This is a genomic window from Brucella anthropi ATCC 49188 (assembly GCF_000017405.1).
Taxonomy (GTDB): domain Bacteria; phylum Pseudomonadota; class Alphaproteobacteria; order Rhizobiales; family Rhizobiaceae; genus Brucella; species Brucella anthropi.
The window spans coordinates 2604636-2631063 of record NC_009667.1; the positions used below are offsets into that span (position 1 = coordinate 2604636).

Consider the following 26428-nt stretch of genomic DNA (forward strand, 5'->3'; position numbering starts at 1 on the left):
TCGTTATTCCAATCTGTGCGGTTGGAATGCCATGCTCCCGCCGCGCCAGCAGCGCGCTGCACTTAATCAAGACATTGCGGTCGATTACGCAATCGTCGGAGCCGGGTTTACCGGTTTCGCTATCGCACGTCGATTGCGTGAATTGGACCCTGACGCCAGTATCGCAGTAATTGAAGCGACGACGGTGGGGGAAGGTTCTTCCGCCCGAAACTCAGGTTTCACAGGGTCCGACGTGCTGCCGCGCAATGCCTCGATAGAAATGGCTGAAAAGGCACGTCTTCAGTCGAGCTTCTTCACCGAAGCTTTTGAATGGTTGATGCGGATCATCCGTGAAAATAATATTGATTGTGACATGCGGCAGGTGGGATCGATCCGCGGTGCAGCAACAGAACTCGGCGAAGCCTCTTTACGCAAAGTCGCCGAAGTAGCTCGCGCCAATAATATTGCTCATACTCTCCTGTCGCGCGAGGACATTAATCGTCGTATCGGGAGCGCGTATTATCGCTTCGGCATCCACATGCAGGATACTTGGTTGCTACAACCCGCGGCCCTGATCCGTGGTCTTGCCGATGCACTACCAAACGACATTGCGATCTATGAAAACACACCGGTTACAACGTTGACCAAGCGCGACGGCTGGGTTTTGGAGACGCCAGGTGGCGTTGTAAAATGTAAGAACGTGGCGCTGGCGACCAACGCATTCATCCGAAAGTTCGGCTATCTGAAATCACGTATGGCGACCATTTATACTTATGCTGCGGTGACTGAAGAAATTGCCGATAGCCGGGTTGATGAACTAGGCGAGTCCGAGGCATGGGGATTGTTGCCCTCGCATCGGCTTGGCACGACGTTGCGTCGCATTGGTCCTAACCGGATTATGGTGCGCAGTCTTTATGCGCATGAGGCCGAACTCGGTGAGCGCGAAGCTGTAAGCAAGCTCAGAGATCGTTTTGAACGCCGATGGCCTAATCTCAAAGATGTGCAGTTCGAATATTTGTGGGCTGGTACGACTGCGTTCACGATGAATGGGGCGCCGTGGTGGGGTCGCGTTGAGGACGGCCTCTATGCATCGGGTGGCTGCAATGGCAGTGGTATCGCGAAAGGTACAATGCTTGGGCGACACCTTGCCGAACTTATGCTGGGCAAGGGCGAGCATACAGCAATGTCTGGTGTAATGGGTACGGCAAGTTGGATTGCACCTGAGCCCTTCCGGTCAATTGGGTTCAATCTTATCTCAACACTGGAAAGCCGTAAGGCAGGTCTGGAAATGTGAAGCCAGAACAGGTTGACGGCGCTAACGACCGCCCTTGAACGTGTCCAATTAAATCCAACCGCACGTTCACGGTTCCGTTCGGGTCGTAAGAGCATAGGACGGGTAGCCACGAAGAATCTTGACTGGCAATCAGGTGGTTGTGCCGACAGCTAATGATGCCCACTTCACTACATTCTTGGCTGGACCGGAGTCTGCTTCCGGTCCCTGTGCGGTCGTTTCAAATGGCACATATGATAATAATCACATTTTTCCATATGTCTGTTTTCAATGTTTGGACGTGTATCAAACTAGCGCCAATATGCTGGCGGCGTCCAATTGGCGGCCGAATTGTTGACGAGTGTACAGATCGACGTCGACATTTGGTTTGTGAAAAACAAAAGCTGTCTATTCATTATCCCCTCTCCGCCCCTCCGCTTCGCTTCCCGTAAAAATCACGAACTATTCACTGTGCCGTTTATCAATCGACGGTCTCAGGCCCTTCAGCGCTCGAAAACCAGCTTGGCGTTTCTCATCCAGATCCTGACCCGAACGTAGAGTCGGTTCTCCAAGACGCTTCATCCATTGAATCTTGGCAACTAAGGGCGAACCGGGATTTTCCAGGACGTCATGTGTCAAAATTCGAGCGTATATCCGATATCATTCCAAATTTGATTGAATGATGCCGCAGGAACTTTAGAGAGTTTTGAGGAAGAATGCTCGCACCGTTGCGCAAGAGGTTTGCCGTAGCTACAGCAATACAGTTGCTAGGTTGTTGCTAGGCTAAAAATGCAAACGACCGCTCATTTTATTCGGTCTAAATTTTCTTGCAATTTCAAGGAGATAAGTGGTGGGCGATGAGAGACTCGAACTCCCGACATCTTCGGTGTAAACGAAGCGCTCTACCAACTGAGCTAATCGCCCGACTGTTTCGCCAAGTGTCTGGCCAGTCGCTGTGAGAGCCGTTTAGGCAATTCGCGCGACAAGCGCAAGTGCAAAAATCAGCCTTCGACGTCTTTCTTGTGTTTTTCTATAGTCCCTTCCATGCTTCCCTCGATAGAGAAGCCAAAGTGAAGCTCGACCACCCGAAAGGCGCTACAATATCGGCGAAGCGTACAAGTCTGACGCCGACATTTGCCGGAGAAGCAAGTTGTGGGAGCGGCGAACATTCAGCCGCCGCCTTGGATATTATCCAGCCAGTCGTTCGGGCGAACGCAGAATGGATGCACCGCCTGCTGCCTGCACGGCGAGGCTTCCATATTCGATACCGGCTGCAAGCGCCCGATATGCATCATGACCTTCTAGCCATGCATCGATGAAGCCGGCATTAAAAGCATCGCCTGCCCCGGTCGTATCGATAACCGGCACGTCCTTTGCCGCCATATGAAGGTCCGCATCGGCAGTGCGCAGCCACGCCCCTTCTCCACCGCCCTTGAGAGCCACGATTGGAAAGTGCTTCGCAAGCGCATCGAGCGCCTTTGCCGGATCGTCATGACCGGTGATGGCCTGCGCTTCCTCGCGGTTGGGAAGGAATATATCGACGCCCTCACAGACGGCGAGCAGACCAGAATCGTAGATCAGCGTTTCATCCCAGCTGGGGTCGAGCGAGACTGAAAGGCCTGCCGCCTTTGCCTGCTGCACGAGCTCAGGGATTTCGTGCAGCGTTGCGAATTCAGCAATGTGCAGATGCCCCGCATCCTTCCATTGCAACGCGGCTTCGAGCGTCGAAGGCAACGCCGAACCGGCACGGCGCGAGAGGAATGCGCGGTCGTTGTCGATCACGCTTGCCACCGTCACCTGCGGCCCGGCATCGTCAGCCCGTTCCAGAAAGCGCAGATCGACACCGTCGATCTTCAGGTCCGGTTCAAGCCCGCGTGACAGGCCGTCAAAGCCGAGACGTGCGACCAGCGCCACCGCCCTACCCGCGTGGGCAAGATGGGCAGCCGAAATGAAGGCCCCTCCGCCTGCCGCCATCTTCATGTTTTCGGCAAAAACCTCTCGTCCGGGCTGCGGCAGTGATTGCAGCCCAGTGAAGATAAGGTCGCAGTAAATCCGCCCGATACTGAGGACAGCCGGAGACTTGAAATGCCGTTTGAATTGTTGCGGCATCATAGGCGGCCCAGACTTTTCTCGGTCTTGGCATTGAAGAGATACAGGCTTCCGGCAGGCGCCGACACGGAAAGCGTACCGCCCGTTGCGGGAATGATCTTGCCCGGAGCAGTTGCAATCACCGAGACGCCGTTAACGTCCAAATGAACCAGCGTTTCGGCGCCGAGCGGCTCAACGGCCGTCACAGTGCCCGTGAGCGAAAGGCCATCGGGTGTGCCTTCCTGTAAGCGGGGCATATCCGTTGGCGGTGCCATTTTGTTGTGCAGTTGCACGGTGAGTTGCAATCTACCATAATTCCTTTTGCCCAAGAAGGTCGTATAGATTGCACGATGAAGAAGACTCCGATTACCGAGCTCGATATTGATAGTCTTGATGAAGCCACGCTGATGGAATTGAACCGGCACATCGTTGAGCGATTGCAGTTTCTCCATCAACAAAAGACAGCCGCTGTGCTGCAGGAGATTAAGATCGGCAGTGGCGTGATGTTTGAAGGGCCAGATGGTACGATGGTTCGAGGCTTTGTTATTCGTCGCAATCGCAAGACGGTGACGGTGCACACGGATGACGACAAACAGTGGAATGTTTCACCGTCATTACTGAGCTTGACGGGTGGTCATATTATGGATGAAGCACCAACAAGAGCAGGTCGGGTGGTGCCATTCTCAAAGCCTGACAGTCGGAAGTAAGTGGGATCAGGCTTTGGCGATAATGAGGCCTGCAAGCTCCGGAATGGCTGTTTGTTGACTGGATATACCAAGCCGGTCGCCGAGATAATGCCAGAAGGAAAGCCGAAGCTTTTTGCAGGTCTTCATAAGGCCCAGCATGGTATCGCGGGCAATGCGTCCATCGTTGCTCATGGTGCCACCCGAGATTTTGCGTTTGGTGACGCAACTGCGCAGATCGTTCTCGGAGGCGTTGGTGTGCAACGGAATTTCCGGGCGTTCGAGAACCTTGAGCAGTTCTTCCTTGCGGCGTAGCAGGCGTGCCAACAGCTTGTCCAGCTCCATACAACCCGTCCGGATAGAGAAGATGCGGTCAAACCGTTGCCGGAAAGCGCTGATTGATCCTGGTGAGGGGCTCTTCTGCCTGAATGCCTTGAGCGCCTTGTAGAAGCTCCAAATGAGATCGCGTATATTTTCCACCCACCGGACGTGCTGTGGCGTCGCCGGCATCAGCTTTTGCAGCAGCCGCTCCGCATGCACCCAGCACAGCGCATGATTGCCAACCCGGAACTGGCCGGCATCGTCGGAGATAATGACGGCATTGCCCAGCAGGCCGTGGTGGCGAACAGAACCCCAGATGCCCGCTTCCGCGACGACCCGAACCATGTCCTTATCGAAGATGTCGACACCTTTTTGCGCCAGGTGTTCCAGAAAGGGGACCTGGTTGCTAAAGCGTTGAGGCGTGCGTGTTTGCAGCCTGGCGATGACTGTCGGATCCACGCCATGTCGCGTCTTCAGATAATCAGAAGTAGCATCGTTAAGCACATAATCCTGATAATTGCCGCGCAAGAGCGACAGGAAGTTCAGGCGGGATTTTGTTTTCGTGGTGCGAAAGACGGTAAAATGCTCGCCGCCAATATGGGTGGTATAGAAGTTATCACGCGCATGACGGGCCCCGGTGTCATCGACCGTTACATAGGCTTCCGACACCAGGCCAGCATGCAGAACGGCAGCATCCTCAGCAACAAAGCCATCCAGCCCCTTGGTGAGCAAACGCACAACCTGGCGTTTGGAGATGTCCATGCCGATGTCATTAAGCAGGGTCGACAACCGTTGCGCTGTGACCTGACCTTGCGCATGCAGCATCAGGCAGAGCCGCCTGAGGTTTGGGCCATAACCACCGACGATTCCGGCAGGTAACGGCGCAAGAATAGTCTTACCGTTCGGAGCAACCCAGCATTCGCGCCGGTAGTGAATAACCTCAGCGCGCAAAACTATATCGCGCACGTAATAGCTCTTGTAGCCCTTGAAGCGTGAACCGTCCGGAACACGGGCATGAAGAACCACATCCCGATCAACGCGCTCGACATCCAGTTTCGGTCCACGCGGCTTCTTCTTGCCCGCCTGCTTGTCCTGAGCTTTCGCGTCCGTTGCCTTATCCATGCCCGACGGTTTGAACGGCGGCCGTGGCGGCAGGTTTTTCAGTCGCGCAATTTCATCGCGAAGGAGTTGGTTCTCAACTTTAAGCCGGGTGTTTTCCAGACGGAGCTCGGCATTCTCCTTACGGAGTGCTGTATTCTCAGCTTCCAGTTTTTCAAGCCGAGCCTCTGCACGTTCGGTTTTCTCAACCAAACCCGTGACCAGACTGCGCAACGCGTTCAGTGAAAGCGTGTCAGCATGCTTGGGCGAGGGAAGCATTCTCTTCGGCATCGCAAAAGAGAATCATGATTTGCCAAAATCAGGAATCCCATAGCCATGAAATATCGATGCGGAACTCACGATATGCACAGTGTTTAATTTTTCTGACTTGGAATCAGAAACAGGGTCTTGGCCACCAAATTTGCCCCGCTTACTGCCTTCCTCAACTTTCAGATCATGCGGGCGGACGCCGACCAGAATGTCGCCATCAGGTGCAAGTTCCACGCCTGATCCATTGCGGCGACCCGCAATCAGGTTCATCGACGGGCTACCGATGAAGCGCGCCGTAAACACATCGGTCGGATTTTCATAAAGCTCGGTCGGCGTACCGGTCTGGAGAATGCGACCGTCACGCATGACAACGATACGGTCGGCCATGGTCATGGCTTCAACCTGGTCATGTGTCACGTAAACGGTCGTCGTCTTGAGACGCTGATGCAAGCGCTTGATTTCAATACGCATCTGCGCGCGAAGTTGGGCATCGAGGTTCGACAGCGGTTCATCGAAAAGGAAGGCCGACGGATTGCGCACCATGGCGCGACCGATGGCGACGCGCTGGCGCTGGCCACCGGACAATGCTGCCGGGCGACGGTCGAGATAAGGTTCCAGCCCGAGCGCCTTGCCGGTTTCCTCGATACGCTTGTCCTTCTCGGCCTTCGATAGTTTCGACGTGTAAAGCCCAAAGCCGATATTCTGGCGCACGGTCATATGCGGATAAATCGCATAGTTCTGGAACACCATGGCGATGTTGCGCTGCTTCGGATCACGTTCGTTGACGACCTCTCCGCCGATCTTCAGATGACCGCCGGAAATGTCCTCAAGCCCTGCGATCATGCGCAAAGTCGTGGACTTGCCACAGCCGGAGGGGCCGACAAAAACGACGAACTCGCCGTCCTTGATCTGGAGATCGATTGCCCGGACCGCCTCGACCTTGCCGTAACGCTTGACCAGCTTTTCAAGTTCGATGGTTGCCATCAGCGTGCCTCCACAAGTGCACTGAATTTTTCATTGAGTTCGCGGGCAGCCTTTGCTTCGGCGGCTGCATGGTCGAAAGCGACTGCCTTGAAGCGATCAGCTTCCGCCTTATGCCGCGCAAGTGCTGCATTCATCGCTGTCGGTGCCGGACCGCCGAGACGATCACGCACAGCCACGAAATGTTGCGGGGAGACCAGTTCCTCAAACTTTTCGCGCCCGAAGGATGGCTCGCGCCCGGCGGACTCGCGGAAAGCGTCAAGGAAAGGTTCAAACCCATCCTTCTCCAGACCGCCGCCCATGGCGACGACAGCGCGCGCAACCCTGGCTGCGATTTCATGCGCCTGCCGGAACGAAAGACCTTCGATGCGCACCAGCGAATCCGCCAGTTCGGTGATCGTGATGCAGGAGCGACGGATATTTTCTGCCACACGGGCCGGATCGATACGGATCGCGCCGATGAATGCGGCCAGAAGATCAAGCACGCGACCAGCGGAGGCGAATGCCTCGTAGCCCATCGCTTGAGTTTCGCCCTCACTGTCATTCATGTCGGTGAACGGCGTATTGTGCATCACGTCCAGAACAGTGCGGGCGCGACCCATGGTCTGGCTCGCCAGATGGCGCATATGTTCGATCGGAACCGGATTGCGCTTTTGCGGCATGATTGATGAAATCTGCACGAAGGCATTCGGCACGTAAATCTGGCCGACCTCGAAACTGGTCCAGAACTGGAAGTCCTGGATGAGGCGTCCCAGATGCACGAACATCAGCTCCAACGCCGAATAGGTCGAGGTGATGTAATCCACCGCTGCAATGCAGCTATAGGAATTCGGCAAGGGGGCAGCAAAGCCCAACAGGCTCGCCACTCGTGCGCGATCGATCGGGAAGCCTGAGGTGGTGATGGCCGCCGCCCCCATGGGTGACAGGTTGACGATGGCGCGCGTGGCTTCCATCCGTTCCATATCCCGGATGAGAACCTCGACTGCCGCCGAAAGATAGTGACCGAAGGTCGATGGCTGCGCAGGCTGACCATGCGTATAGGCGACGATCAGTGTCTCCTTTTCACGCTCGGCAGCAGCAATCATCGCATCAAGCAGATTGCGGGCCTGCGTCATCAGCGTATCGATACGAGCCTTCAGACCAAGCTTGAACAGCGTGTGGTCAATATCGTTGCGTGAGCGCGCCGTGTGAAGGCGACCGGCGGTGTCGGCCCCGATACGCGCCTTCAGCTCCTTCTCGATGAGGAAAAAGAAATCTTCCACCTCACCCGTATAGGTGAGCTTCGAAGGATCGATTTCGTTGTCGATAGCTTCCAGCGCCCCCGCAATGGCTGCGGCCTGTGCGCGATCGAGTATGCCGGTTTCGGTCAGCATGACGAGATGGGCGCGGTCGATGCGGCGGAAGCCGCCGACATGATGGGTCTTGGCGCCGTCAAAAAGCGGGCGAAGCACGGTTTCCTTGTAAACCGGATCGGGGAAGACGCTTTTATCGGACAGCTGTGGATCGAGATCGGACATGGTTCAACCCTTGAGGCCAGCAAGCATGACACCGCGCACGATGTAACGCTGGAGAAGAAGAAAGACGACGAGCGTGGGAAGCGTGGCGATTGCCGCGCCGGTCATGATCATTTCCCACTGGATGGATTGCTCGACGGCGAAGCTCGAAAGCCCGACCGGCAGCGTGTAAAGCTCCGGGCTGGTCGCAACGATCAGCGGCCAGAAGAATGCGGTCCAGTTGCCGAGGAAGGTGAAGATCGCGAGCGCCGAGAGTGCTGGCGTCACCAGCGGCATGGCGACTTTCCACCATATCTGGAATTCGTTGAGGCCGTCGACGCGGGCAGCTTCCAGAAAATCATTGGGAACGCCTTCGAAGAATTGCTTCATGAGGAACGTGCCGAAGGCCGTCATCATGCCGGGGAACATGATGCCCCAATAGCTGTCCAGCCAGCCAAGCTTGCTCGACATCAGATACCATGGGATCACCAGCATTTCGGTGGGGATCATCAGCGTGGACAGAATGGCGAGGAAGATGAAATAGCGACCGCGGAACTGGAATTTCGCCAGCGTATAGCCGACGAGACTGTCGAAGAAGACATTCGACAGCGTGACCACGACCGCAACGATCATGGAATTCAGGAACCAGCGCAGGAAGCGCCCATCGGCAAGGATAGTGACATAGTTCTGCAATGTCGGCTCTGCCGGGATCAGGCGCAGGTCGTAGACCTGACCTGCCGTCTTGAGCGAGGTGGAGAACATGAAGGCCAGTGGCGTGACCATGATGAGGCCGCCGATAAGCAGCAGCGTCCATGTCAGGATACGACCGGGTCGCAGGTTCTGGAAAGGGAGCGGTTTGTTTTGAGCGGACGCTGTCATTTCTTTTCCCTCAGGATCCAGAGCTGCAACAGCGAGACGCAAAGCAGGATGGTGAACAGAACGACGGTTTGCGCGGCCGCATAACCCATCGCATAGGAGGAGAAGGCCGTCTGATAGATCATCAGCACCAGCGGCTTGGTGGAGCCGAGCGGTCCGCCGGGATCGTTCGTGGTCATGTTGTAGACCTGATCGAAGATGCGCAGGAAACCGATAGACGAGAAGACGACGAGGAACACTGTGGTGGGCTTCAGAAGCGGGATCGTGATCTTGCGCAGGATCGCCCATTCGCCGAGGCCGTCAATGCGTGCGGCTTCATAGAAGGTGTTGGGAACAGCGCGCAGGCCAGCCATGAAGATAATGATCTGGAAGCCAAGACCGGCCCAGATGGACGTCGCCATGATGGCATAGAGACCCTGATCGACCGAGCGCAGGAACCCCTGCTGCGGGAGCCCCACTGCACTCAGAATATTGTTGATGAAGCCGATGGGCGCGGGCTGATAGAACCAGCGCCAGACCCATGCCATGGCCGCTGCCGTGGTGAGATAAGGCAGGAAATAGAGCGCCCGAATGAAGCCGTGCATGATGCGCACGCGATCCAGAAAATAGGCGATTGTAAACGCCACCACGAGGCTTATCGGTGTGCCGACCAGCAGATAGGTGAAAGTGTTCTTGAACACTTTCCAGAATTCCGGATCAGCGAAGAGCTTCTGGTAATTGGCGAAGCCGATGAACTTCGGTGGGTTCATCAGGTCCCAGTCGGTGAGAGAGAGCCAGAAAGCCTCCAGCGTCGGGTAAAAGCGGATGACCGAATAGAACAGGATCGGGAGAGCCAGAAAGCTCCACACCCAGATCAACCGTCTCGTGCGCATGGAAAGGCGATCCGTCAGGCGGTTGCCCGAAGGCCCCTTCCCCGTGCCGCCTGTTTCAGCCGTCCCGGCTACAGACATTGTCATGTTTCAAGATCCTTCGGCTACGGATTAGCCGTGCCGCGAGAAGAGCGGCGAGGCCCTGCCCCGCCGCATTTCAAGCCTGTTACTTGGCGGCGTCGAGCACATCCTGCTCGGCCTTGGCTGCCTGATCGAGAGATTCCTTGACCGGCTGCTTTTCGAGAATAACGCGATTGGCCATATCGACAGCGATCTGGCGCTGCTTCAGCTCGTCCACGAACATGGTCGTGTGCGCATATTCCAGACCCTTCAGGAACGGGCCGTAGATCGGATCGGCAAGGTTCGTTTCCGTCAAGGCTGCCGAACGGCGCGCAGGCAGTTCGCCCACATCCTTCAGCCAGATTTCCATGGCTTCCGGCGAGGAGATGTAGTTCAGGAACTTCTTGGCAGCTTCAAGTTTCTCGCCGCTTGCCTTGGCGCTAATGCCGTTGGCGAAGTAGCTCGCATAGTTGGAACGCACGCCTTCGGCATTGGCCGGAAGCTCGGTCACGCCCCATTCGAAGTCCTTGATGGTGCGGAACGAACCGAGACGGAAGGTGCCGTCGATGGTCATGGCCGCCATGCCAGCGCGGAAAGCAGCCTGCCCTTCATCCATGAACTTGACTTCGCCGACCTTATGTTCGGTCTGGAGGCCAGTATAGAAGGCAAGTGCCTTTTCGCCTGCGGCGTCATTATAGGCGACCTTGCGGTCATTGTCGGTATATGGCTGGCCGCCGAACTGGCGCACCAGAACCTCACGCCACCAATGCTGGTCCTGTCCCGGCATATCGAGCGTGATGCCTTCGGCCAGAAGATTGCCGGAAGCGTCGCGCTTCGTCGTCTTCTTGGCAGCTTCGACCATTTCATCCAGCGTCTTGGGCGGATTGTTCGGGTCGAGTCCAGCGTCGGTGAAGAGCTTCTTGTTATAGAACAGGGCCAGCGAGCGTACAGCAGTCGGCAGACCGTAATACTCATCGCCGCGCTTCATCGCCGAAACAATCGGGAAGAATTCGCTCTCAATCTTGTCATGCGGGAACGTGTCCTGCGGCAGCGGCTGCAGAATGCCGCCGGCCACGAACTTGTCCAGCCAGCCGTAGAAAAGCTGCATCACGTCCGGGCTCTTGCCCGCCATCTTCGCTGCGATTACGCGCGTCTGATAGTCGTCGTAAGGGAACGTGACCTGCTTGACCTTGATGTCCGGATTGGCCTTCTCGAAATTCTCGATCAGCTTGTCCATCGCCTTGACGCGTGTCTCGAAGACATACTGCCAATATTCGATTTCGACAGCCTGAGCGGCATTGATCGCAAAGGTGCTGAGCCCCGCAACCAAACCTGCCAATAACAGCTTACGCATTTAAACCTCCCTAATGCCCCGCCCACCGGTTCGAATGCGGTCGCCAGGCACGGCTGCGGCAGTGCTTCGCACAATCCGCATATTCCACCACATGCCGCGCAGATGATGCGCAGCGCCCATTTTTCCTCATGCGGGAACCCACTTCCCCGACACGAGCCAAGGCGGTCTTCACCACCCTGCCTTTACGGTTCAATGTTGCGAGCCTTTTGTCAATAAGATAATTTAGTTGAATTAATATATTGCTGTTAAAAGCGGCTCGCGTTATCTCTTTTGACGGGAGACAGGAGGGACCATGACATCGAAATCAGATGGGCAATCCGAAGACGAGCGGGCCAATACGCCTGCCACCGTACAGGGCGGGTCGCTTGCGGTCACTCTCGGCAAGAATCCCGAGCGAATTCGTGACCATAACCGACGTGTAGTGCTTGATGTCGTGCGCCGCCACGGTCCTCTCGGCCGGATGCATATCGCCCGCCTTACGCATCTGACCGCACAGGCCATCGCCAATATCGTCGATGAGCTGGTTTCAGAGAATCTGCTCATGCAGCTGGGGCGACTGAAAAAGGGGCGCGGCCAGCCGCCGATCCAGTTTGCCGTCAATCCCGAAGGCGCGATGACCATCGGTGTGGAAATGGGTTCGACGCATATGGTGACGACGGTGCTTGATCTTTCCGGCAAGCCGCGCACGCAGCATGTGCGCCCCATTCAGGATGTCAGCCCCGAGAGGCTCTCCACACAATTGCGAAAAGAAGTCGATGCGGTGAAGACTTCGTTTCCCGCGCGCCTGCTTGGAATAGGTGTCGTGATGCCAGGTCCGTTCGACATCGAAGGCATGAGTTCTGTCGGTCCGACCACCCTGCCCGGCTGGTCCGGGATCGATGCAGCGGCGGTTCTGAGCGAAGCCTGCGGCGAATCCGTTCTGGTCGAAAACGACGCGAATGCCGCCGCCGTCGGCGAACGCCTGTTCGGCGCGGGACACGCGATTTCCAATTTCGCCATGATCTATTTCGGTGCCGGTATCGGGCTTGGCATGATTCAGGACGGCGCACCGTTTCGCGGCGCTTTCGGCAATGCCGGTGAAATCGGTCATATCGTCATCACGCCTAATGGGCGCAGCTGCGCCTGCGGCCAGAAGGGCTGCCTCGAAACCTATGCCTCCCTTCATACCTTGCGGGAAAAACTTCACGCAGCAGGGATTGAGGACACCGATTTCGACGCGCTGGAAAAGCTGCATGGAAACCGCAACCCAGTTCTGATGGGCTGGGTACAGGAGGCCGCCGACCATCTGGCTCCGATGATTGCCATGATCGAAAACATTCTCGATCCCGAGACGATCATTCTGGGCGGCATGTTGCCCGATGCGATCATCGACGACCTGATCTGGCATATGGGTGGCTTGCCGATTTCGGTTGCTAGCCGCCGCGCCCGTGCGTTGCCACGGGTCATCCGAGGGCAGACGGGACAGTTCACCGCCGCCCTGGGTGCTGCATCACTGCCGATGTTCGAGGCCATGACGCCGAAGCTTGATACCAATTCGGAAATCTGACCATGCTCACCGCCCTTCAGCGCATCGAGCGCCAGAAGTCGTCTCCTGCCCTCGTCCGTCTGCATCGCGCTCTAAGCAGGCTGCGCTCGACTGTCACGCTGATGCATACGGGTGCGCACCCTGACGATGAGCAGAGCGGCCTGATGGCCTATTTGCGGTTCGGACTTGGTATGCGGGTGGTGATCGCCTGTTCGACACGCGGCGAAGGCGGGCAAAATGCGCTTGGCCCGGAACGTGGTGGTGCGCTCGGCGTGATCCGCAGCCGTGAGATGGAAGAAGCTGCACGCATTCTCGATTGTGACGTGCATTGGCTCGGCCATGGTCCAGACGATTCCGTCCACGACTTCGGTTTCTCCAAGGATGGTGACGGTACCTTTGCCCACTGGGGTGAGAAGAAAACCGTCGAGCGGCTCGTACGCGCCTATCGCACCGAGCGTCCGGATATCGTGCTGCCGACCTTTCTTGATGTTCCCGGCCAGCATGGCCACCACCGCGCCATGACGCGGGCGGCGGAAACGGCCATACGGCTCGCCGCCGATCCCGATGCCTTTCCCGAACATTTTGCCGAGGGATTGATGCCGTGGCAGGTGGCAAAATTCTATCTCCCTGCCTGGTCAGGCGGCGGCGACACCTATGATGACGAGCTTCCTCCGCCCGATACGACATTGACCGTTCACGCGGCGGGTCGCGACGCTGCGACCGGTGCCGATTACGACCGTATCGGTGAATGGTCGCGTGCCTGTCACGCCACGCAAGGCATGGGGCGCTGGCCGGAAACGCCCAAGAGCGAATGGCCGCTGCATCTGAAACTGCCGGAAAGCTGTGCTGAAACAACAATTCTTGAAGGTATTCCGGAATCTCTCGCAACACTGGCTGAGGTCGATGGACTGACACTTGAAACCCGGAAGCAGCTTCTTGACGCTCATTTGTCTGTCGAGCGGACTATTGCGGCTTTTCCTGAGCGCGAAACCATTGTCAAAAATCTTATCGGTGCTGCGAAAAGCCTGAAAACTGTACTGACCAGCGCACCGCAAGGTTTCCTCGTGCAGCACGGGCACAGGCTGGAACGCAAGCAGTGGGAAATCGACGCCATCTTGATCGAAGCAGCGTCTTTGTTCGAGCGGGCTTATCTGGAAGAAGCCATATTGCCTACAGGTGGAGAAACCCGCCTTGTTGTCGAATACGGCCCCGGAGCGACGGCAGTCGCAATAACAGCCGACCCCATATTGCCAGAAAGCTGTTCGACCGCTTGCGAGTACGTGACGCCCGAGAGGGAAATTCTGGCTGTGTCACTGGCAAAGGAGGCAGCACTTTCCCCGCTTTTTGAACCGGCTTGGCGGTCACTCGGCGGCAACGGACAGGCCTATATCCGGTTAAAGGCGCAGTTTGACGATCACCTGGCAGAGTGCAGCTTCGATCTCGAAGAAGCACTTGCCATTGTTCCATCTGCCTCGTTAAGGATTGATCCGCCAGCAGTCATCATATCGGGCAAGCAGGATCCCTCGCCGATCCGGCTTGTGGTCGATGGCGAGACCGGCCAAGTCACATTCACAGCGCAAAACGGTTGGAGCGCCGGTGTAATCGGACAGGATGCCGTTCTACGTGGGTCTTCCGATCCAGAGCCCGGTTTGACTGCGCTACAGGCCACGATCAACGGACGTGTTGCATGGCAGACACACGTCGCCAGCTATCCGCATATCGGTAAAACCGTCTGGCGTGAACCTGCCGTGCTGCCTGTATTGGCCCTCGACGTGAAATTGCCCGATGCGCGTATCGGCTATATCGGCGCTGGGGCAGACAATGTTGGTCTTTGGCTGAAACGCATGGGATTTGATGTCACCGATGTCGAAGCACGCCATCTTTCCGGCGATCTTTCGCAATTCACCACCATCGTGGTCGGTATATTCGCCTTCGGCCTGCACGCTGATCTCGCCGCAGCAACGGACAATCTGCATCGATTCGTCGAGGATGGCGGACATCTGGTGACCCTCTATCACCGGCCATCCGATGGCTGGCATCCGGATCGGACACCACCGCGAAGATTAGCCATCGGTTCCCCGTCATTGCGCTGGCGCGTTACGAATCCCCATGCCGCAGTTACAGTTCTCGATCCAGAGCATCCCTTGCTCGTCGGCCCCAATATTATCAGCGAACGTGACTGGAATGGATGGCACAAGGAACGCGGGCTTTATTTCGCTTCCGCATGGGATGAGGTCTACCAACCGCTTCTTTCCATGCATGATGAGGGAGAACAGCCGCTCTTCGGTTCGCTTGTTTCAGCAAAGATCGGCAAGGGCCGCCATACGCATACGAGCCTCGTCCTGCATCATCAGCTCGACAAGCTTGTGCCCGGTGCATTCCGACTCATCGCCAATCTGGTACAACCTGTGAGATAATTTCGCGCATGTCGTAATGTTGAAATATCTATGACGTTTATGTCGCTCTAGACAGAAACTATTTTCGTTATATTTCATTTCACTAATTAATTTTTCTTGAGTTCCCTTCGCCGGAAAATTCGCTCTATCTCAGCGTGTATTTGACTCATGGAGATGAATTATCATGCGCAATCTGGTACGTGTTTCTTTGACCGGTCTTTTCCTCGGTGCAAATCTTACAATGGCTTTTGCACAGGCAACGCCTGAACAGATGGAGATGGCCTATAACGCAGCTCGCAACCAGCTTGGCGTACTCCAGTACTGCCAGGAAAAGGGTTATACCGATGGCGGCGCCATCGAAATCCAGACAAAAATGATTGCGCTGATCCCCGCCCCATCCGACACCACCAAGGCCGACGCTGCCGAAGCAACCGGTAAGCAGGGTAAGGTCTCTGCGATGGGTATGGAACAGGATATTGCCACCAGCGCAAAAGCACAGAATGTCTCCGAGGAGAAGCTCTGCCAGACCATGGCTGATGCCGTTAAGCAAGCTGGCGCCCAGCTGCCGCAGTAAGGCAGATCACAGCCTCCAAGAAAAAGAGAGCCTCGCGCAAGCGGGGCTTTTCCTTGCCTGAAGATTTATATTCGACATCGCTTAAATACAACGTACGGCGCTATTGCAGTTTTCGTTTTTAATTCAGCACTTTATTAATCATATGCGATACTCACCTTCCGTTTACCATGCAACTTAAGAGGGTGCACATATTTGCCGGGTAGTTTGCTCTCAGGTCACAGAGACCACTAAACAAGCAAGAATGATCTCAGGAGCAACACATGACCAAGCTTATTGCACGCTTTCGTAAAAGCGAATCCGGCGCTACCGCCATCGAATACGGCCTCATCGCGGCTTTGATTGCTGTCGTCATCATCGGCGCAACGACGTCTCTCGGCACCACCATCCGCACCCAGTTCACTGCCATTGCGACCGCTATTGGTGGTGCTGGCGGCAACTAATAGGCTCTGCAAACGCGACAATAATGCCACCGCCCTTCGGGGCGGTTTTGCTTTTTTGCGGAGACGTTCTGCCTTCTCAACAGCAACTTTTGAAATCCCCACGCGTTTACTAAGTATGTGTGGAACATATTTCACGGCCTTATGCGGAGGTTTGATCACAACTAACCAAGCTAACGCTCTGCAATCTTTATTGATTATGGGCTTCAGATAGAAACGCGCATAATCCCTCTAAATAGTGGTTCGCCGCGTGGTTATTGCGTATTCCAGCGCTGGCCCCGGCTTTTCGGGAGTAGCGAACATGTCATTGAAATCCATTTTACTGGCGCTCGGCATCGGCGCCGCCAGTCTGACGCTCAGCGGTTGTGTTTCCGAGGGCTATTACGGCTCAGGTTATAATGATCCGTACTATGTTCGCGGCGGATATGTCGGCACGGGGGTCGTTTACAATAGTGGCGGCTATTATCGGAACTACCCACGTTATCCGCGCTACTATAGAGATTCACGCTACTATCGTGACCGTGATTACTACCGCTATCGCGACCGGGACCGTCCACGTCGTCCTGACACCAACAGACCAGATCGCCCGCGTCCACCGCGGCCGGACCGTCCGCCATCAGGCAACGATGGTGCAGGTCGTCCGAATCCGGGCAATCTGCCAGTTATCCAGCCGATCAGGCGTGGTCCGCATAACTAAAACAAAAACACCCGCCGAAATCCGGCGGGTGTTTTGCATAGAAGGAACCAATGTCAGAGCTTGATGACATATTCCTTGCGGGTGGTCTCGATGACTTCCCAGCTTCCCTTGAACCCCGGTCGGATGACAAAACTGTCGCCTGCAACGACTTCGCGGCTTTCGCCACCCTCTTCGCAGATGACCGACCGGCCGGACAGGATGTGACAGAACTCCCATTCATCATATTCGATGCGCCACTTTCCTGGCGTGCTCTCCCATATGCCAGCAAAGAGCGTGCTCTCGGTATTCTCCTCCAAATTCCATGTGCGGAATTTCGGGGCACCGGAAAGAACGCGCTCCGGTAGCGGCGCGCCTTCCTCCGGTTCGATGCCGGTCAGGTCGAAATCGAGAAACCGGCTCATGGATCAGACCTTTGCCAGCGCCTGCTCGATATCGGCAATAATATCGTCCGCATCCTCGATACCGATAGACAGGCGCACCACGTCCGGGCCAGCGCCAGCCGCCACCTTCTGCTCATCACTCAGCTGACGGTGGGTGGTGGATGCCGGGTGGATGACCAGCGAGCGCGTGTCGCCAATATTGGCCAGCAGCGAGAACAGGTCGAGGCTGTCGACGAACTTTACGCCCGCGTCGTAACCGCCCTTGAGACCGAAGGTAAACACCGAACCGGCACCCTTTGGTGCATATTTCTGCTGGAGCGCATGAAATTTGTCATGCGGCAGCCCGGCATAGTTCACCCAAGACACTTTCTCGTGGCCATGCAACCAGGATGCGACCTTCAGAGCATTGTCGCTGTGACGCTGCATGCGCAGCGGCAGGGTTTCCGCGCCGGTCAGAATCTGGAAGGCGTTGAACGGCGAAATGGCCGGGCCGAAATCACGCAGACCCAGAACGCGGGCAGCGATTGCAAAGGAAATATTGCCAAAGGTCTTGTGCAGTTCCAGACCCGCATAATCCGGGCGCGGTTCGGTCAGAAGCGGATAATTACCGGACTTCGCCCAGTCGAATGTACCGCCATCGACCAGAATACCACCCATGGAATTGCCGTGACCACCGATAAACTTGGTCAGCGAGTGAACGACGATATCCGCACCATGTTCGATCGGGCGCACCAGATAAGGCGATGCAAGCGTGTTGTCCACGATCAGCGGCAGGCCGTTTCTGTGCGCAATTTCGGCGATAGCCTCGATGTCCACCACGATGCCGCCCGGATTGGCGAAGCTTTCGATAAAGATGGCACGTGTCTTGCTGTCGATCTGCTTTGCGAAATCGGTCGGGTTGGTGGCATCGGCCCAGCGGACCTGCCAGCCGAAGGACTTGAACGACTGACCAAACTGATTGATCGATCCGCCGTAAAGCTGGCGCGCGGCAACGAAATTGTCGCCCGGTTGAAGCAGCGTATGGAACACGAGCAACTGCGCTGCGTGACCGGATGCAGTCGCTACAGCCGCCGTACCGCCTTCGAGTGCGGCAATGCGCTCTTCCAGAACAGCGGTCGTCGGATTTGTGATGCGCGTGTAGATATTCCCGAATGCCTGTAGGCCAAACAGCGAAGCGGCGTGGTCCGCATCGTCGAACACGAATGAAGTCGTCTGATAGATCGGCGTTGCGCGGGCACCTGTCGTCGGATCGGGCTTTGCCCCTGCGTGAACGGCAAGCGTTTCAATTCCGGGAGAGCGTTTCGACATCATATCCTCCTATGTCCCAAACCCCAAACAGGTCTGGAACCTAGGCTCTACAGCGAGGAAAGCAAAGGAGGATTTTCCGCCAAATACTGGATTCGCAGAAATTAAATCCGAAAGCTCTCATCAACCGATCAGGCGGGGATATTCGATTGCCGGACAGCGATCCATGACGACGGTCAAACCTGCTTCACTGGCACGATTTCCAGCCTCTTGGTGCACGACACCCAGCTGCGTCCAAAAGATCTTCGGGCGGTGCTTCATTGCAAGAACTTCGTCCACTATACCCGGTAGCGAATAAGGCTCACGGAAGACATCCACCATATCGACTGGCTCTTCGATATCAGCCAGACGCGCCACGACACGCTGACCATGAATGTGTTTTCCCACCTGCCCCGGATTGACCGGAATCACGCGGTACCCCTTGGAAAGCAGGAATTCCATCACGCCATTGCTCGGGCGCTCCGGCTTCGGTGACGCGCCAAGAAGCGCAATCGTTTTGACGGAACGGAGGATCTCGCGGATCTGATCGTCGGAAGGGTTTTGCATTTTATCCTCTTCGGTCGCTGGAGCGAGCGCTTGCATGAAGGGTGGCGCTCCCTTTATTGATAAATAAATTTGGGAGGAGCGCATGAATATCAATACCGCGCAGGAGCGGAATGCCGCCATGGTGGCAAGCCGGTCGTTGAGCCCTGTCATGAACATTGAAGAGCTGCGCGCATTCATGAAGCGCGAGTTTCCGCAACTTGGCAACGCTTTCGAGATCACGGCAATTGGTGACGGTTCCGCAACCATGCAGCTTAATGCTGATGAACAACATCTACGCCCCGGCGGTACTGTTTCCGGCCCTTCGCTTTTTGCACTCGCCGATGTGACAGCCTATGCTGCCATACTGGCCCATATTGGCCCGGTGGCACTGGCCGTGACAACGAACCTGAACATCAACTTTCTGCGTAAACCCTCTCCCGGCACGGTCGAGGCCGTCGCACACCTCCTGAAACTCGGCAAACGCCTTGCTGTACTCGATATCAGCCTGACCGATGGTACAAGCGGCGAGCTGGTGGCCCATGCAACGGCAACTTACTCGATCCCGCCGCGATAAAGCATCCAAAAAAGATAAGGTATTATAATACCAAACATTTAACACATTGATTTTACTGTATTTTTAAAACAAAGCTCTGAATATAGGACTTGACGCCCACTCGGACATTGTGTATCGACCCGCCAGTGAGTTGAGCAGAAGTTATCTTTTGCCCGCTCGTTCGGGTTGGACACGATCCAACACAAGCAACAAAAAAAGCCCTGATTTTCAAGATCGGGGATTAAGTCAAGGAAGACTTCAATGGCAACTTTCTCTCAGAAGCCGGCTGAAGTGGTGAAGAAGTGGGTGCTGATCGACGCCGAAGGCCTCGTGCTCGGCCGTCTCGCCACCATCGTCGCCAATCGCCTGCGCGGCAAGCACAAAGCAACCTTCACCCCGCACGTTGACGATGGCGACAATGTCGTAATCATCAATGCCGACAAGGTTGTTCTGACCGGCAAGAAGTACACCGACAAGGTCTATTACTGGCACACCGGTCATCCGGGCGGCATCAAGGAGCGCACTGCTCGCCAGATTCTCGAAGGCCGTTTCCCGGAACGCGTCGTCGAAAAGGCCATTGAGCGTATGATCCCGCGCGGTCCGCTCGGCCGTCGCCAGATGAAGAACCTGCGCGTCTATGCAGGCCCGAACCATCAGCAGGAAGCTCAGCAGCCGGAAGTCCTCGACGTCGCCGCGCTGAACCGCAAGAACAAAGGGAATGCATAATCATGGCTGAGCAGCTCAACTCGCTCGAAGAACTCGGCACTGTTGCCAAGACCGAAGCTGCCGCTCCGGTTCATGTCCAGAAGCTGGACGCACAGGGCCGCGCTTATGCCACCGGCAAGCGTAAGGACGCCGTTGCACGCGTATGGGTCAAGCCGGGCACCGGCAAGATCACCGTCAACGACAAGGAATTCGAAAAGTATTTCGCACGTCCGGTCCTGCAGATGATCCTGCAGCAGCCGATCGTTGCTTCGAATCGCGCTGGTCAGTTCGACATTGTTGCCACCGTTGCCGGTGGCGGTCTCTCCGGTCAGGCCGGTGCTGTTCGTCACGGCATCTCCAAGGCCCTCACCTACTACGAACCAGGCCTGCGCACGGTTCTCAAGAAGGGTGGCTTCCTGACTCGCGATAGCCGCGTTGTTGAACGTAAGAAGTACGGTAAGGCCAAGGCTCGCCGTTCGTTCCAGTTCTCCAAGCGCTAAAGCGCTTAGGGCCAGTTCTCCAAGCGCTAGTATCTATCGCTTCAGAGCTTACGGAAAAGCGGACCTTCGGGTCCGCTTTTTTGTTTCATTCAATACCGGATTTCAACCGCCCCAACTGCGGATGGACTTGCGGTTGATCTCGAGCTGTTTTTCAGGCGATTGTTTGTAATAATCGGGTGCCATCCCGGAAACCCAGTCGCCATAGCTCGGATTGGGTAGCATGAAGAACTTCGTCCCGAAGGCTTCGCGATTGGCTTCTACGAATGTGCGTCGCTGCTGATTGTTCTTGTGATAGGTCGCAGCTCCAAAGTCGTTGAGATTATCACCGACGTAAACGACAACATCAAAGCCATCTGCCTTGACGGCATCGAAACGGCTCTGCTTGTTGGACTGACCGCCATTCAACAAAAGTGTTTTCGCAGATACGCCGGGGAACCCCAGTTTTCTTATGTTTGCTGCCGTTGGCTCAAATGACTTCGCATCGCGGTTCGTGACATAGAACATCGTGCCGCCATTTGCGTTGACATGTCTGGCAAACTCTACGGCACCGGCAATGGGACGTGCTTGCTTTGCTGCCATCCAGCGCCCCCAAGTCTTCTCGGTATATGGCGCGCTTTGCTTGACGCGCCATCCCGCATAGGCGGTATTATCGATCATGGTCTCATCGAGATCGACGATCACAGCCTTCCGCCTTCCCTTTGTCGGTTTTGCTGCATCGAAAGCCTGACGCGCACCGTTGAACGTCTGATAGGCCAGCGCATCATACTCGCCTGACTGCTGCATCCAGTTGATTGCGCTTACATTCTGCTGCTCCAGCTGAAATCTGGCCTTACGCTGATCCGTTGCACAACCCGCAAGGGAAGCAGAACAAGCAACAATGACCGAAATAGTAAGTAAAGTTCTTCGCATAATGTCCCTCTTTGAAAGAGGGCTATTAGCGCCGATGAATTCCCGCGCCTCAATCGCCGATATGTGCCCTCAACATTGTGGGCGGCAGTGCGGCTTCATCACAGTTGCAAGCCGGTTCGATAGTCGTCATGAGTATAGAAAAGCTGAAGCCTCTTCGACCACTTTCACGAACGGATAAGCCCATGTCCTCGTCTGCAGCACCAAGCCGCTTTGCGGTCACACCGGAGCCTCCTTATCTGATCGTCACCTTCGCTTCGCAGCGTATCATCGGCGAGGATGATGGCTATGGCGAGATGGCGGTTCAGATGGGAGAACTTGCAGCGAAGCAGCCGGGCTATCTCGGCATTGAAAGCGCACGCGATGCGGAAGGTTTCGGCATCACCAATTCTTTTTGGGCAGACGAAGCCAGCATCCATGCATGGAAGCGCGAAGTGGACCATCTGGTGGCGCAGAAGCTCGGGCGCCAGAAGTGGTATGAAACCTATCGCGTGCGTATCGGTCGCGTAGAGCGTGCTTATGGATTTGATGCCAAAAGCGAATGAAACCGCTATAGAAATCTAACCTTATCCAGGTAACAGCCATGCCTTCAAAGACTATCGACCACGCGATTACTGCCCGCAGCCTGACAAGCGCAGCAACGGACCCGACCCACGCCGGTGTATTGTCGTTCATGCGGCGTATGTACACGAAGTCGTTGAAGGGCGCAGACGCCGTTGTCTGGGGTATTCCGTTCGATGCAGCCGTATCTAATAGGCCCGGCGCACGTTTCGGTCCGCAGGCGATCCGGCGGGCGTCGGCGATCTTCGACAATGATCCGCAATACCCGTTCGAGCGCGACCTTTTCGAGAATCTAGCCGTCATCGACTATGGCGACTGCCTGCTCGACTATGGCAATCACACCAAGACCCCTGCCACTATTGAACGCGAAGCGACAAAAATCCTGAAATCGGATGCGTTTCTGCTAACGCTTGGCGGCGATCATTTCATCACATGGCCGCTGCTCAAGGCCCATGCCGCGAAATATGGTCCACTGGCACTCGTTCAGTTCGACGCGCATCAGGATACGTGGTTCGACGATGGCAAGCGCATCGATCATGGCTCCTTCGTAGCCCGTGCGGTGCGCGACGGCATTATCGATCCAGATCACTCGATCCAGATCGGTATCCGTACGCACGCGCCGGAAGATTGCGGCATCAAGATCATTTATGGCCATGAGGTCGAAGACATCTCGGCGGTGGCGATTGCCGATGAAATCCTGAAACGCACCGATGGCAGGAAGACATATCTGACCTTCGACATCGACTGCCTTGATCCGGCCTTTGCGCCGGGAACCGGTACACCGGTCGCAGGCGGACCGTCGTCTGCAAAGATGCTGTCCGTCCTGCGCAAGCTGACGGCTCTTGACTTTGTGGGCGCAGATGTGGTCGAGGTTGCACCGGCCTATGACCATGCCGATATAACAGCAATCGCGGGAGCGACGATCGCAATGTATTATCTGGGCCTTCTGGCTGAGAAGAAAGAACGACGATGAGCCGCTTGTTCATAGATTGATTCAAGCAGCTCGAAAACTGATTCCGAATATTGTCGTAACTTTCTGAATTCAAAGGCAAAATGCATGAAACCGAAAATCTTCATCGATGGCGAACACGGCACCACTGGCTTGCAGATCCGCACCCGTCTGGCCGAACGCGACGATCTTGAAGTGATCTCCATTCCGGAAGCCGAGCGGCGCAACAAGGACTTGCGCGCCGACTATCTGCGCGCAGCCGATATTGCGATCCTGTGCCTGCCGGATGATGCTTCCAAGGAAGCGGTTTCCCTGCTCGAAGGCCACAACTCGACCCGCATCATCGATACATCGACCGCTCATCGCGTCCATCCGGACTGGGCTTACGGTTTTGCTGAACTGGCCAAAGGTCAACGTGAACGCATTGCCGAGGCGCGCCTCGTCGCCAATCCGGGCTGCTATCCTACCGGTGCAATTGCGCTTGTCCGCCCGCTGCGCGATGCGGGCCTGCTGCCTGCCGACTATCCGGTCAGCGTCAACGCCGTTTCCGGCTATACGGGTGGCGGCAAACAGATGATCGCGCAGATGGAAGACAAGAGCCATCCGGAGCATCTTGCTGCAAACAATTTCCTCTACGGCCTGCCGCTCAAACACAAGCACGTGCCGGAACTGCAATTGCACGGTCGTCTGGATCGCCGCCCGATCTTCAGCCCCAGCGTCGGACGCTTCCCGCAGGGCATGATCGTGCAGGTTCCTCTGTTCCTGACCGGACTAGAGGGAACGCCGTCGCTTGCAAAGGTTCATTCCGTGCTGACCGATCATTATGCCGGTCAGGACATCGTCGAAGTCGCGCCGCTTGAAGAAAGCGCCAAACTTGCGCGTGTCGATGCAGAAGAGCTTGCCGGCAAGGACGGTATGAAGCTTTTCGTCTTCGGCACTGAAGGCGATGGAGAGGTCAATCTGGTGGCACTGCTCGACAATCTCGGCAAGGGCGCATCGGGCGCTGCCGTTCAGAACATGAATCTCATGCTCGGCAAAGTCTGATGACGAAGAAGCCGGTATTTCCCATCGAATGGAATATCGGCTCATTCGAGCCTCTGGCGGATACGCATTCAAGCCTCGTCTGGAAGGTCAAACGCACCGATCATCCTGGCGAGATTTTTGTCGTCAAGCAATTGAAACCGGCCGGAATGGAAGAGCTGCGCGGCGCGCATTATCTCGACTGGCAGGACGGCCATGGTGCGGCGCGATTATACGACCTCAATGGTACATCGATGTTGCTCGAACATGCGGGCGACTATCATCTTGATGAGCACCTGAAACGCGGCAAGGATGCCGAATGTCTGCAGATATTCGGCGAGGTTCTGAACGCGCTGCATACGCCCTCTCCCGCCCCGATACCGGCTGACTTACAACCATTGGACAGGCATTTTTCCGGTCTCTTCGCCGTGACGAATGAAAGTCCGATCTATGCGGAAGGCACAGCGGTCGCGAAGCACCTGCTGGCAACGCCGCACGAGGCCATTCCGCTACATGGCGATATTCACCATGAGAATATTATCAGAGGACCGCGCGGCTGGCTTGCCATCGATCCACACGGGCTTGTCGGCGATGCTGCGTTCGATGCGGCCAATATCTTCTACAATCCGCTCGACCGGGATGATCTCTGCCTCGACCTTGAGCGCGCCCGGCACATGGCAGAGCATTTCGCACCGATCATCGGGCGCGAACCGGCTTACATTCTGGATTATGCCTTTGCCTATGGCTGTCTCTCAGCCGCGTGGCATCGTGAAGACGGCAACGACGCGGACGAAGCGCGGGAACTGAAGATCGCTTCCGCGCTCAGGCATTTGCGCCAGAGAAGTTATCCCTCGTAAGCACCCTTGGTTGCGCGCCAGTGTGCAACCGCGAAGGCCAGTACAATCAGCGCAAAGAACTGGTGCGTCAGGCCCAGATGCAGTGGAACGCTCATCAGAAGCGTGGCAATGCCGATGACAGCCTGTATGAGAACCAGTCCGACGAGAACGATAGTGCGGCGCGCATGGGTCGTACCCGGAACCTGCTTCCAAACCTGCAAGGAATGCAGGACCGTCAGAACCAGAACCGTATAGGCGAACATGCGGTGCACGAACTGCACCGTCTTCGGGTTTTCGAACAGGTTGCGCCACCATGGCGACTGGATGAACAGGTCGGACGGGATGACGGCGCCATCCATCAGCGGCCAGGTATTGTAGGTCAGACCGGCATGAAGCCCCGCCACGAGACCGCCCAGATAAATCTGCACTAGTACGGCGAACACGATCCATCCGGCAAAGCGCTGGATCGACCTTTCTGCCGGTCGCTCACTGTAGGTGACAAGCCCGCGCGCAATATAGAACACCGCTGTGATGATGATACAGGCTGTCGTCAGATGGATCGCCAGACGGTACTGGCTGACGCTTGTCAGCTCACTGAGACCGGAAGCGACCATCCACCAGCCGATAGCGCCTTGCAGGCCGCCGAGTGCAAGCAGGCCCAGCATGCGGTATTTGAGGCCGCCCTTGAGACGCCCTGTCACCCAGAAGAAAGCCAGCGGAACAGCAACCAGAAAGCCGACAAAGCGCGCCAGCATACGGTGCGCCCACTCCCACCAGAAGATCGACTGAAAGGCTTCAAGGGACATTCCCTTGTTGATCTGCTGGTACTGCGGAATCTGGCGGTACTTGTCGAACTCCTCCAGCCATTCGGCATGGTTCAGCGGCGGGATGACACCATGAATGGGCTTCCATTCTGTGATGGAGAGGCCTGAACCCGTCATGCGGGTGGCACCGCCGACCATCACGATGGCAATCAGCACGACGAAAACCGCATAAAGCCAATAACGCACAAGGCGACGGTCGCGGTCCTCTTTCGATGACCTGGAACCCTGCCCTATACGCTGCGCCGTTGCTGCCGTCATGCCATTCACCCTTCGATATTGAGCCGAGGTGTCTGGATCAAAAAGCGTCAGGCTGTGGCGAAAATGGTGATTTTCAAGTACCGGAGCGGAGCGTACTTAAAGTACGTGAGCACCGGAACGCAGAAAATAGCCATT

At 56.2% G+C, this 26428-nt stretch carries 26 protein-coding genes, 1 tRNA gene and 1 pseudogene; 14 read left to right on the forward strand and 14 right to left on the reverse strand.

The annotated features are described in order from the left end of the window. Window positions 1-31 precede the first annotated feature (31 nt). A complete protein-coding gene (locus OANT_RS12850) occupies window positions 32-1273 on the forward strand; it encodes an NAD(P)/FAD-dependent oxidoreductase (RefSeq protein WP_246750200.1) in 1242 nt (413 codons plus the stop codon). A gap of 824 nt (window positions 1274-2097) precedes the next feature. On the opposite strand, the gene OANT_RS12855 is transcribed toward OANT_RS12850, so the two are convergent. The 3 genes and pseudogenes from OANT_RS12855 to OANT_RS27160 all read right to left on the reverse strand — a co-directional run. Further along, a tRNA-Val gene (locus OANT_RS12855) sits at window positions 2098-2173 on the reverse strand. 264 nt (window positions 2174-2437) lie between these two features. Next, window positions 2438-3361, reverse strand: coding sequence for a carbohydrate kinase family protein (locus OANT_RS12860; protein ID WP_012092307.1), 924 nt, complete (start codon window positions 3359-3361; stop codon window positions 2438-2440). Then, window positions 3358-3555, reverse strand: a pseudogene (locus OANT_RS27160) (TOBE domain-containing protein); the annotation flags it as partial. The gene OANT_RS12860 and the pseudogene OANT_RS27160, both read right to left, overlap by 4 nt. A gap of 132 nt (window positions 3556-3687) precedes the next feature. On the opposite strand from OANT_RS27160, the gene OANT_RS25715 reads away from it, so the two are divergent. Then, entirely contained in the window at window positions 3688-4044 is a 357-nt protein-coding gene (locus OANT_RS25715; protein WP_011982512.1) for a hypothetical protein, read from the forward strand. A gap of 6 nt (window positions 4045-4050) precedes the next feature. Here the strand turns inward: OANT_RS25715 and OANT_RS12870 are convergent, their stop codons facing one another. From OANT_RS12870 to OANT_RS12895, 6 genes are all read right to left on the reverse strand, one after another. After that, window positions 4051-5730 (reverse strand): IS66 family transposase, encoded by a 1680-nt coding sequence (locus tag OANT_RS12870; RefSeq protein ID WP_011982513.1) that lies wholly within the window; start codon window positions 5728-5730, stop codon window positions 4051-4053. Window positions 5731-5742: 12 nt separating this feature from the next. Further along, window positions 5743-6693 (reverse strand): ABC transporter ATP-binding protein, encoded by a 951-nt coding sequence (locus tag OANT_RS12875; protein ID WP_012092309.1) that lies wholly within the window; start codon window positions 6691-6693, stop codon window positions 5743-5745. Next, window positions 6693-8207, reverse strand: a complete 1515-nt coding sequence (gene argH / locus OANT_RS12880) for an argininosuccinate lyase (protein ID WP_012092310.1) — start codon at window positions 8205-8207, stop codon at window positions 6693-6695. Before argH ends, OANT_RS12875 begins: the two co-directional genes overlap by 1 nt. Window positions 8208-8210: 3 nt before the next feature. After that, entirely contained in the window at window positions 8211-9062 is an 852-nt protein-coding gene (locus OANT_RS12885; RefSeq protein ID WP_010661134.1) for a carbohydrate ABC transporter permease, read from the reverse strand. Then, window positions 9059-10009, reverse strand: a complete 951-nt coding sequence (locus tag OANT_RS12890; RefSeq protein ID WP_373366456.1) for a carbohydrate ABC transporter permease — start codon at window positions 10007-10009, stop codon at window positions 9059-9061. Before OANT_RS12890 ends, OANT_RS12885 begins: the two co-directional genes overlap by 4 nt. An 85-nt stretch (window positions 10010-10094) precedes the next feature. Next, window positions 10095-11342: a sugar ABC transporter substrate-binding protein gene (locus tag OANT_RS12895; RefSeq protein WP_010661132.1), complete on the reverse strand. Its 1248-nt coding sequence runs from the start codon at window positions 11340-11342 to the stop codon at window positions 10095-10097. 292 nt (window positions 11343-11634) lie between these two features. Between OANT_RS12895 and OANT_RS12900 the strand changes: the two genes are divergently transcribed. The 5 genes from OANT_RS12900 to OANT_RS12920 all read left to right on the forward strand — a co-directional run bounded on the left by OANT_RS12900 (window position 11635) and on the right by OANT_RS12920 (window position 16971). Further along, the gene (locus tag OANT_RS12900) at window positions 11635-12888 is read left to right on the forward strand and encodes an ROK family protein (RefSeq protein ID WP_012092312.1); all 1254 of its coding nucleotides are present in this window, start codon (window positions 11635-11637) and stop codon (window positions 12886-12888) included. Between the two features lie 2 nt (window positions 12889-12890). Further along, a complete protein-coding gene (locus OANT_RS12905; protein ID WP_012092313.1) occupies window positions 12891-15284 on the forward strand; it encodes a PIG-L family deacetylase in 2394 nt (797 codons plus the stop codon). A gap of 163 nt (window positions 15285-15447) precedes the next feature. Further along, window positions 15448-15837, forward strand: coding sequence for a pore-forming ESAT-6 family protein (locus tag OANT_RS12910; RefSeq protein WP_010661129.1), 390 nt, complete (start codon window positions 15448-15450; stop codon window positions 15835-15837). Window positions 15838-16097: 260 nt separating this feature from the next. Then, window positions 16098-16277, forward strand: coding sequence for a Flp family type IVb pilin (locus OANT_RS12915; RefSeq protein WP_012092314.1), 180 nt, complete (start codon window positions 16098-16100; stop codon window positions 16275-16277). A gap of 298 nt (window positions 16278-16575) precedes the next feature. Beyond that, a complete protein-coding gene (locus OANT_RS12920) occupies window positions 16576-16971 on the forward strand; it encodes a hypothetical protein (protein WP_012092315.1) in 396 nt (131 codons plus the stop codon). 53 nt (window positions 16972-17024) lie between these two features. On the opposite strand, the gene OANT_RS12925 is transcribed toward OANT_RS12920, so the two are convergent. From OANT_RS12925 to OANT_RS12935, 3 genes are all read right to left on the reverse strand, one after another. Further along, window positions 17025-17372, reverse strand: coding sequence for a cupin domain-containing protein (locus OANT_RS12925; RefSeq protein ID WP_012092316.1), 348 nt, complete (start codon window positions 17370-17372; stop codon window positions 17025-17027). 3 nt (window positions 17373-17375) lie between these two features. Beyond that, a complete protein-coding gene (locus tag OANT_RS12930; RefSeq protein WP_041545197.1) occupies window positions 17376-18659 on the reverse strand; it encodes an O-acetylhomoserine aminocarboxypropyltransferase in 1284 nt (427 codons plus the stop codon). 120 nt (window positions 18660-18779) lie between these two features. Then, the gene (locus OANT_RS12935) at window positions 18780-19202 is read right to left on the reverse strand and encodes a CoA-binding protein (protein WP_041545361.1); all 423 of its coding nucleotides are present in this window, start codon (window positions 19200-19202) and stop codon (window positions 18780-18782) included. An 82-nt stretch (window positions 19203-19284) separates the two neighbouring features. On the opposite strand from OANT_RS12935, the gene OANT_RS12940 reads away from it, so the two are divergent. The 3 genes from OANT_RS12940 to rpsI all read left to right on the forward strand — a co-directional run bounded on the left by OANT_RS12940 (window position 19285) and on the right by rpsI (window position 20939). Then, window positions 19285-19755, forward strand: a complete 471-nt coding sequence (locus OANT_RS12940) for a PaaI family thioesterase (RefSeq protein ID WP_012092319.1) — start codon at window positions 19285-19287, stop codon at window positions 19753-19755. A 240-nt stretch (window positions 19756-19995) separates the two neighbouring features. Continuing rightward, the gene (gene rplM / locus OANT_RS12945; RefSeq protein WP_010661122.1) at window positions 19996-20460 is read left to right on the forward strand and encodes a 50S ribosomal protein L13; all 465 of its coding nucleotides are present in this window, start codon (window positions 19996-19998) and stop codon (window positions 20458-20460) included. 2 nt (window positions 20461-20462) lie between these two features. Then, the gene (rpsI, locus tag OANT_RS12950) at window positions 20463-20939 is read left to right on the forward strand and encodes a 30S ribosomal protein S9 (protein WP_006466519.1); all 477 of its coding nucleotides are present in this window, start codon (window positions 20463-20465) and stop codon (window positions 20937-20939) included. Between the two features lie 102 nt (window positions 20940-21041). On the opposite strand, the gene OANT_RS12955 is transcribed toward rpsI, so the two are convergent. Next, complete coding sequence (locus OANT_RS12955; RefSeq protein WP_012092320.1) at window positions 21042-21848, reverse strand: 5'-nucleotidase, lipoprotein e(P4) family; 807 nt, start codon at window positions 21846-21848, stop codon at window positions 21042-21044. Between the two features lie 182 nt (window positions 21849-22030). On the opposite strand from OANT_RS12955, the gene OANT_RS12960 reads away from it, so the two are divergent. The 4 genes from OANT_RS12960 (at window position 22031) to OANT_RS12975 (ending at window position 25232) form a co-directional block, all read left to right on the forward strand. Then, window positions 22031-22390, forward strand: coding sequence for an antibiotic biosynthesis monooxygenase family protein (locus OANT_RS12960; protein WP_029925081.1), 360 nt, complete (start codon window positions 22031-22033; stop codon window positions 22388-22390). A 38-nt stretch (window positions 22391-22428) separates the two neighbouring features. Continuing rightward, window positions 22429-23379: an agmatinase gene (speB, locus tag OANT_RS12965; protein ID WP_012092322.1), complete on the forward strand. Its 951-nt coding sequence runs from the start codon at window positions 22429-22431 to the stop codon at window positions 23377-23379. Window positions 23380-23463: 84 nt separating this feature from the next. Next, window positions 23464-24399 carry an N-acetyl-gamma-glutamyl-phosphate reductase gene (argC, locus tag OANT_RS12970; RefSeq protein WP_012092323.1) on the forward strand — a complete coding sequence of 312 codons (936 nt, stop codon included), beginning with the start codon at window positions 23464-23466 and terminating at the stop codon, window positions 24397-24399. Further along, entirely contained in the window at window positions 24399-25232 is an 834-nt protein-coding gene (locus OANT_RS12975; protein WP_012092324.1) for an aminoglycoside phosphotransferase family protein, read from the forward strand. The genes argC and OANT_RS12975 overlap by 1 nt, the downstream gene beginning before the upstream one ends. On the opposite strand, the gene OANT_RS12980 is transcribed toward OANT_RS12975, so the two are convergent. Beyond that, window positions 25220-26293 (reverse strand): COX15/CtaA family protein, encoded by a 1074-nt coding sequence (locus OANT_RS12980; protein ID WP_012092325.1) that lies wholly within the window; start codon window positions 26291-26293, stop codon window positions 25220-25222. The two genes, OANT_RS12975 and OANT_RS12980, sit on opposite strands and share 13 nt — an antisense overlap. Window positions 26294-26428: the final 135 nt, after the last annotated feature.

Bases quoted from the DNA above. Each gene is read 5' to 3' on its own strand.
- OANT_RS12850 (WP_246750200.1), top strand. From the start codon at position 32: ATGCTCCCGCCGCGCCAGCAGCGCGCTGCACTTAATCAAGACATTGCG.
- OANT_RS12860 (WP_012092307.1), bottom strand. From the start codon at position 3,361: ATGATGCCGCAACAATTCAAACGGCATTTCAAGTCTCCGGCTGTCCTC.
- OANT_RS25715 (WP_011982512.1), top strand. From the start codon at position 3,688: ATGAAGAAGACTCCGATTACCGAGCTCGATATTGATAGTCTTGATGAA.
- OANT_RS12870 (WP_011982513.1), bottom strand. From the start codon at position 5,730: ATGCCGAAGAGAATGCTTCCCTCGCCCAAGCATGCTGACACGCTTTCA.
- OANT_RS12875 (WP_012092309.1), bottom strand. From the start codon at position 6,693: ATGGCAACCATCGAACTTGAAAAGCTGGTCAAGCGTTACGGCAAGGTC.
- argH (WP_012092310.1), bottom strand. From the start codon at position 8,207: ATGTCCGATCTCGATCCACAGCTGTCCGATAAAAGCGTCTTCCCCGAT.
- OANT_RS12885 (WP_010661134.1), bottom strand. From the start codon at position 9,062: ATGACAGCGTCCGCTCAAAACAAACCGCTCCCTTTCCAGAACCTGCGA.
- OANT_RS12890 (WP_373366456.1), bottom strand. From the start codon at position 10,009: ATGTCTGTAGCCGGGACGGCTGAAACAGGCGGCACGGGGAAGGGGCCT.
- OANT_RS12895 (WP_010661132.1), bottom strand. From the start codon at position 11,342: ATGCGTAAGCTGTTATTGGCAGGTTTGGTTGCGGGGCTCAGCACCTTT.
- OANT_RS12900 (WP_012092312.1), top strand. From the start codon at position 11,635: ATGACATCGAAATCAGATGGGCAATCCGAAGACGAGCGGGCCAATACG.
- OANT_RS12905 (WP_012092313.1), top strand. From the start codon at position 12,891: ATGCTCACCGCCCTTCAGCGCATCGAGCGCCAGAAGTCGTCTCCTGCC.
- OANT_RS12910 (WP_010661129.1), top strand. From the start codon at position 15,448: ATGCGCAATCTGGTACGTGTTTCTTTGACCGGTCTTTTCCTCGGTGCA.
- OANT_RS12915 (WP_012092314.1), top strand. From the start codon at position 16,098: ATGACCAAGCTTATTGCACGCTTTCGTAAAAGCGAATCCGGCGCTACC.
- OANT_RS12920 (WP_012092315.1), top strand. From the start codon at position 16,576: ATGTCATTGAAATCCATTTTACTGGCGCTCGGCATCGGCGCCGCCAGT.
- OANT_RS12925 (WP_012092316.1), bottom strand. From the start codon at position 17,372: ATGAGCCGGTTTCTCGATTTCGACCTGACCGGCATCGAACCGGAGGAA.
- OANT_RS12930 (WP_041545197.1), bottom strand. From the start codon at position 18,659: ATGTCGAAACGCTCTCCCGGAATTGAAACGCTTGCCGTTCACGCAGGG.
- OANT_RS12935 (WP_041545361.1), bottom strand. From the start codon at position 19,202: ATGCAAAACCCTTCCGACGATCAGATCCGCGAGATCCTCCGTTCCGTC.
- OANT_RS12940 (WP_012092319.1), top strand. From the start codon at position 19,285: ATGAATATCAATACCGCGCAGGAGCGGAATGCCGCCATGGTGGCAAGC.
- rplM (WP_010661122.1), top strand. From the start codon at position 19,996: ATGGCAACTTTCTCTCAGAAGCCGGCTGAAGTGGTGAAGAAGTGGGTG.
- rpsI (WP_006466519.1), top strand. From the start codon at position 20,463: ATGGCTGAGCAGCTCAACTCGCTCGAAGAACTCGGCACTGTTGCCAAG.
- OANT_RS12955 (WP_012092320.1), bottom strand. From the start codon at position 21,848: ATGCGAAGAACTTTACTTACTATTTCGGTCATTGTTGCTTGTTCTGCT.
- OANT_RS12960 (WP_029925081.1), top strand. From the start codon at position 22,031: ATGTCCTCGTCTGCAGCACCAAGCCGCTTTGCGGTCACACCGGAGCCT.
- speB (WP_012092322.1), top strand. From the start codon at position 22,429: ATGCCTTCAAAGACTATCGACCACGCGATTACTGCCCGCAGCCTGACA.
- argC (WP_012092323.1), top strand. From the start codon at position 23,464: ATGAAACCGAAAATCTTCATCGATGGCGAACACGGCACCACTGGCTTG.
- OANT_RS12975 (WP_012092324.1), top strand. From the start codon at position 24,399: ATGACGAAGAAGCCGGTATTTCCCATCGAATGGAATATCGGCTCATTC.
- OANT_RS12980 (WP_012092325.1), bottom strand. From the start codon at position 26,293: ATGACGGCAGCAACGGCGCAGCGTATAGGGCAGGGTTCCAGGTCATCG.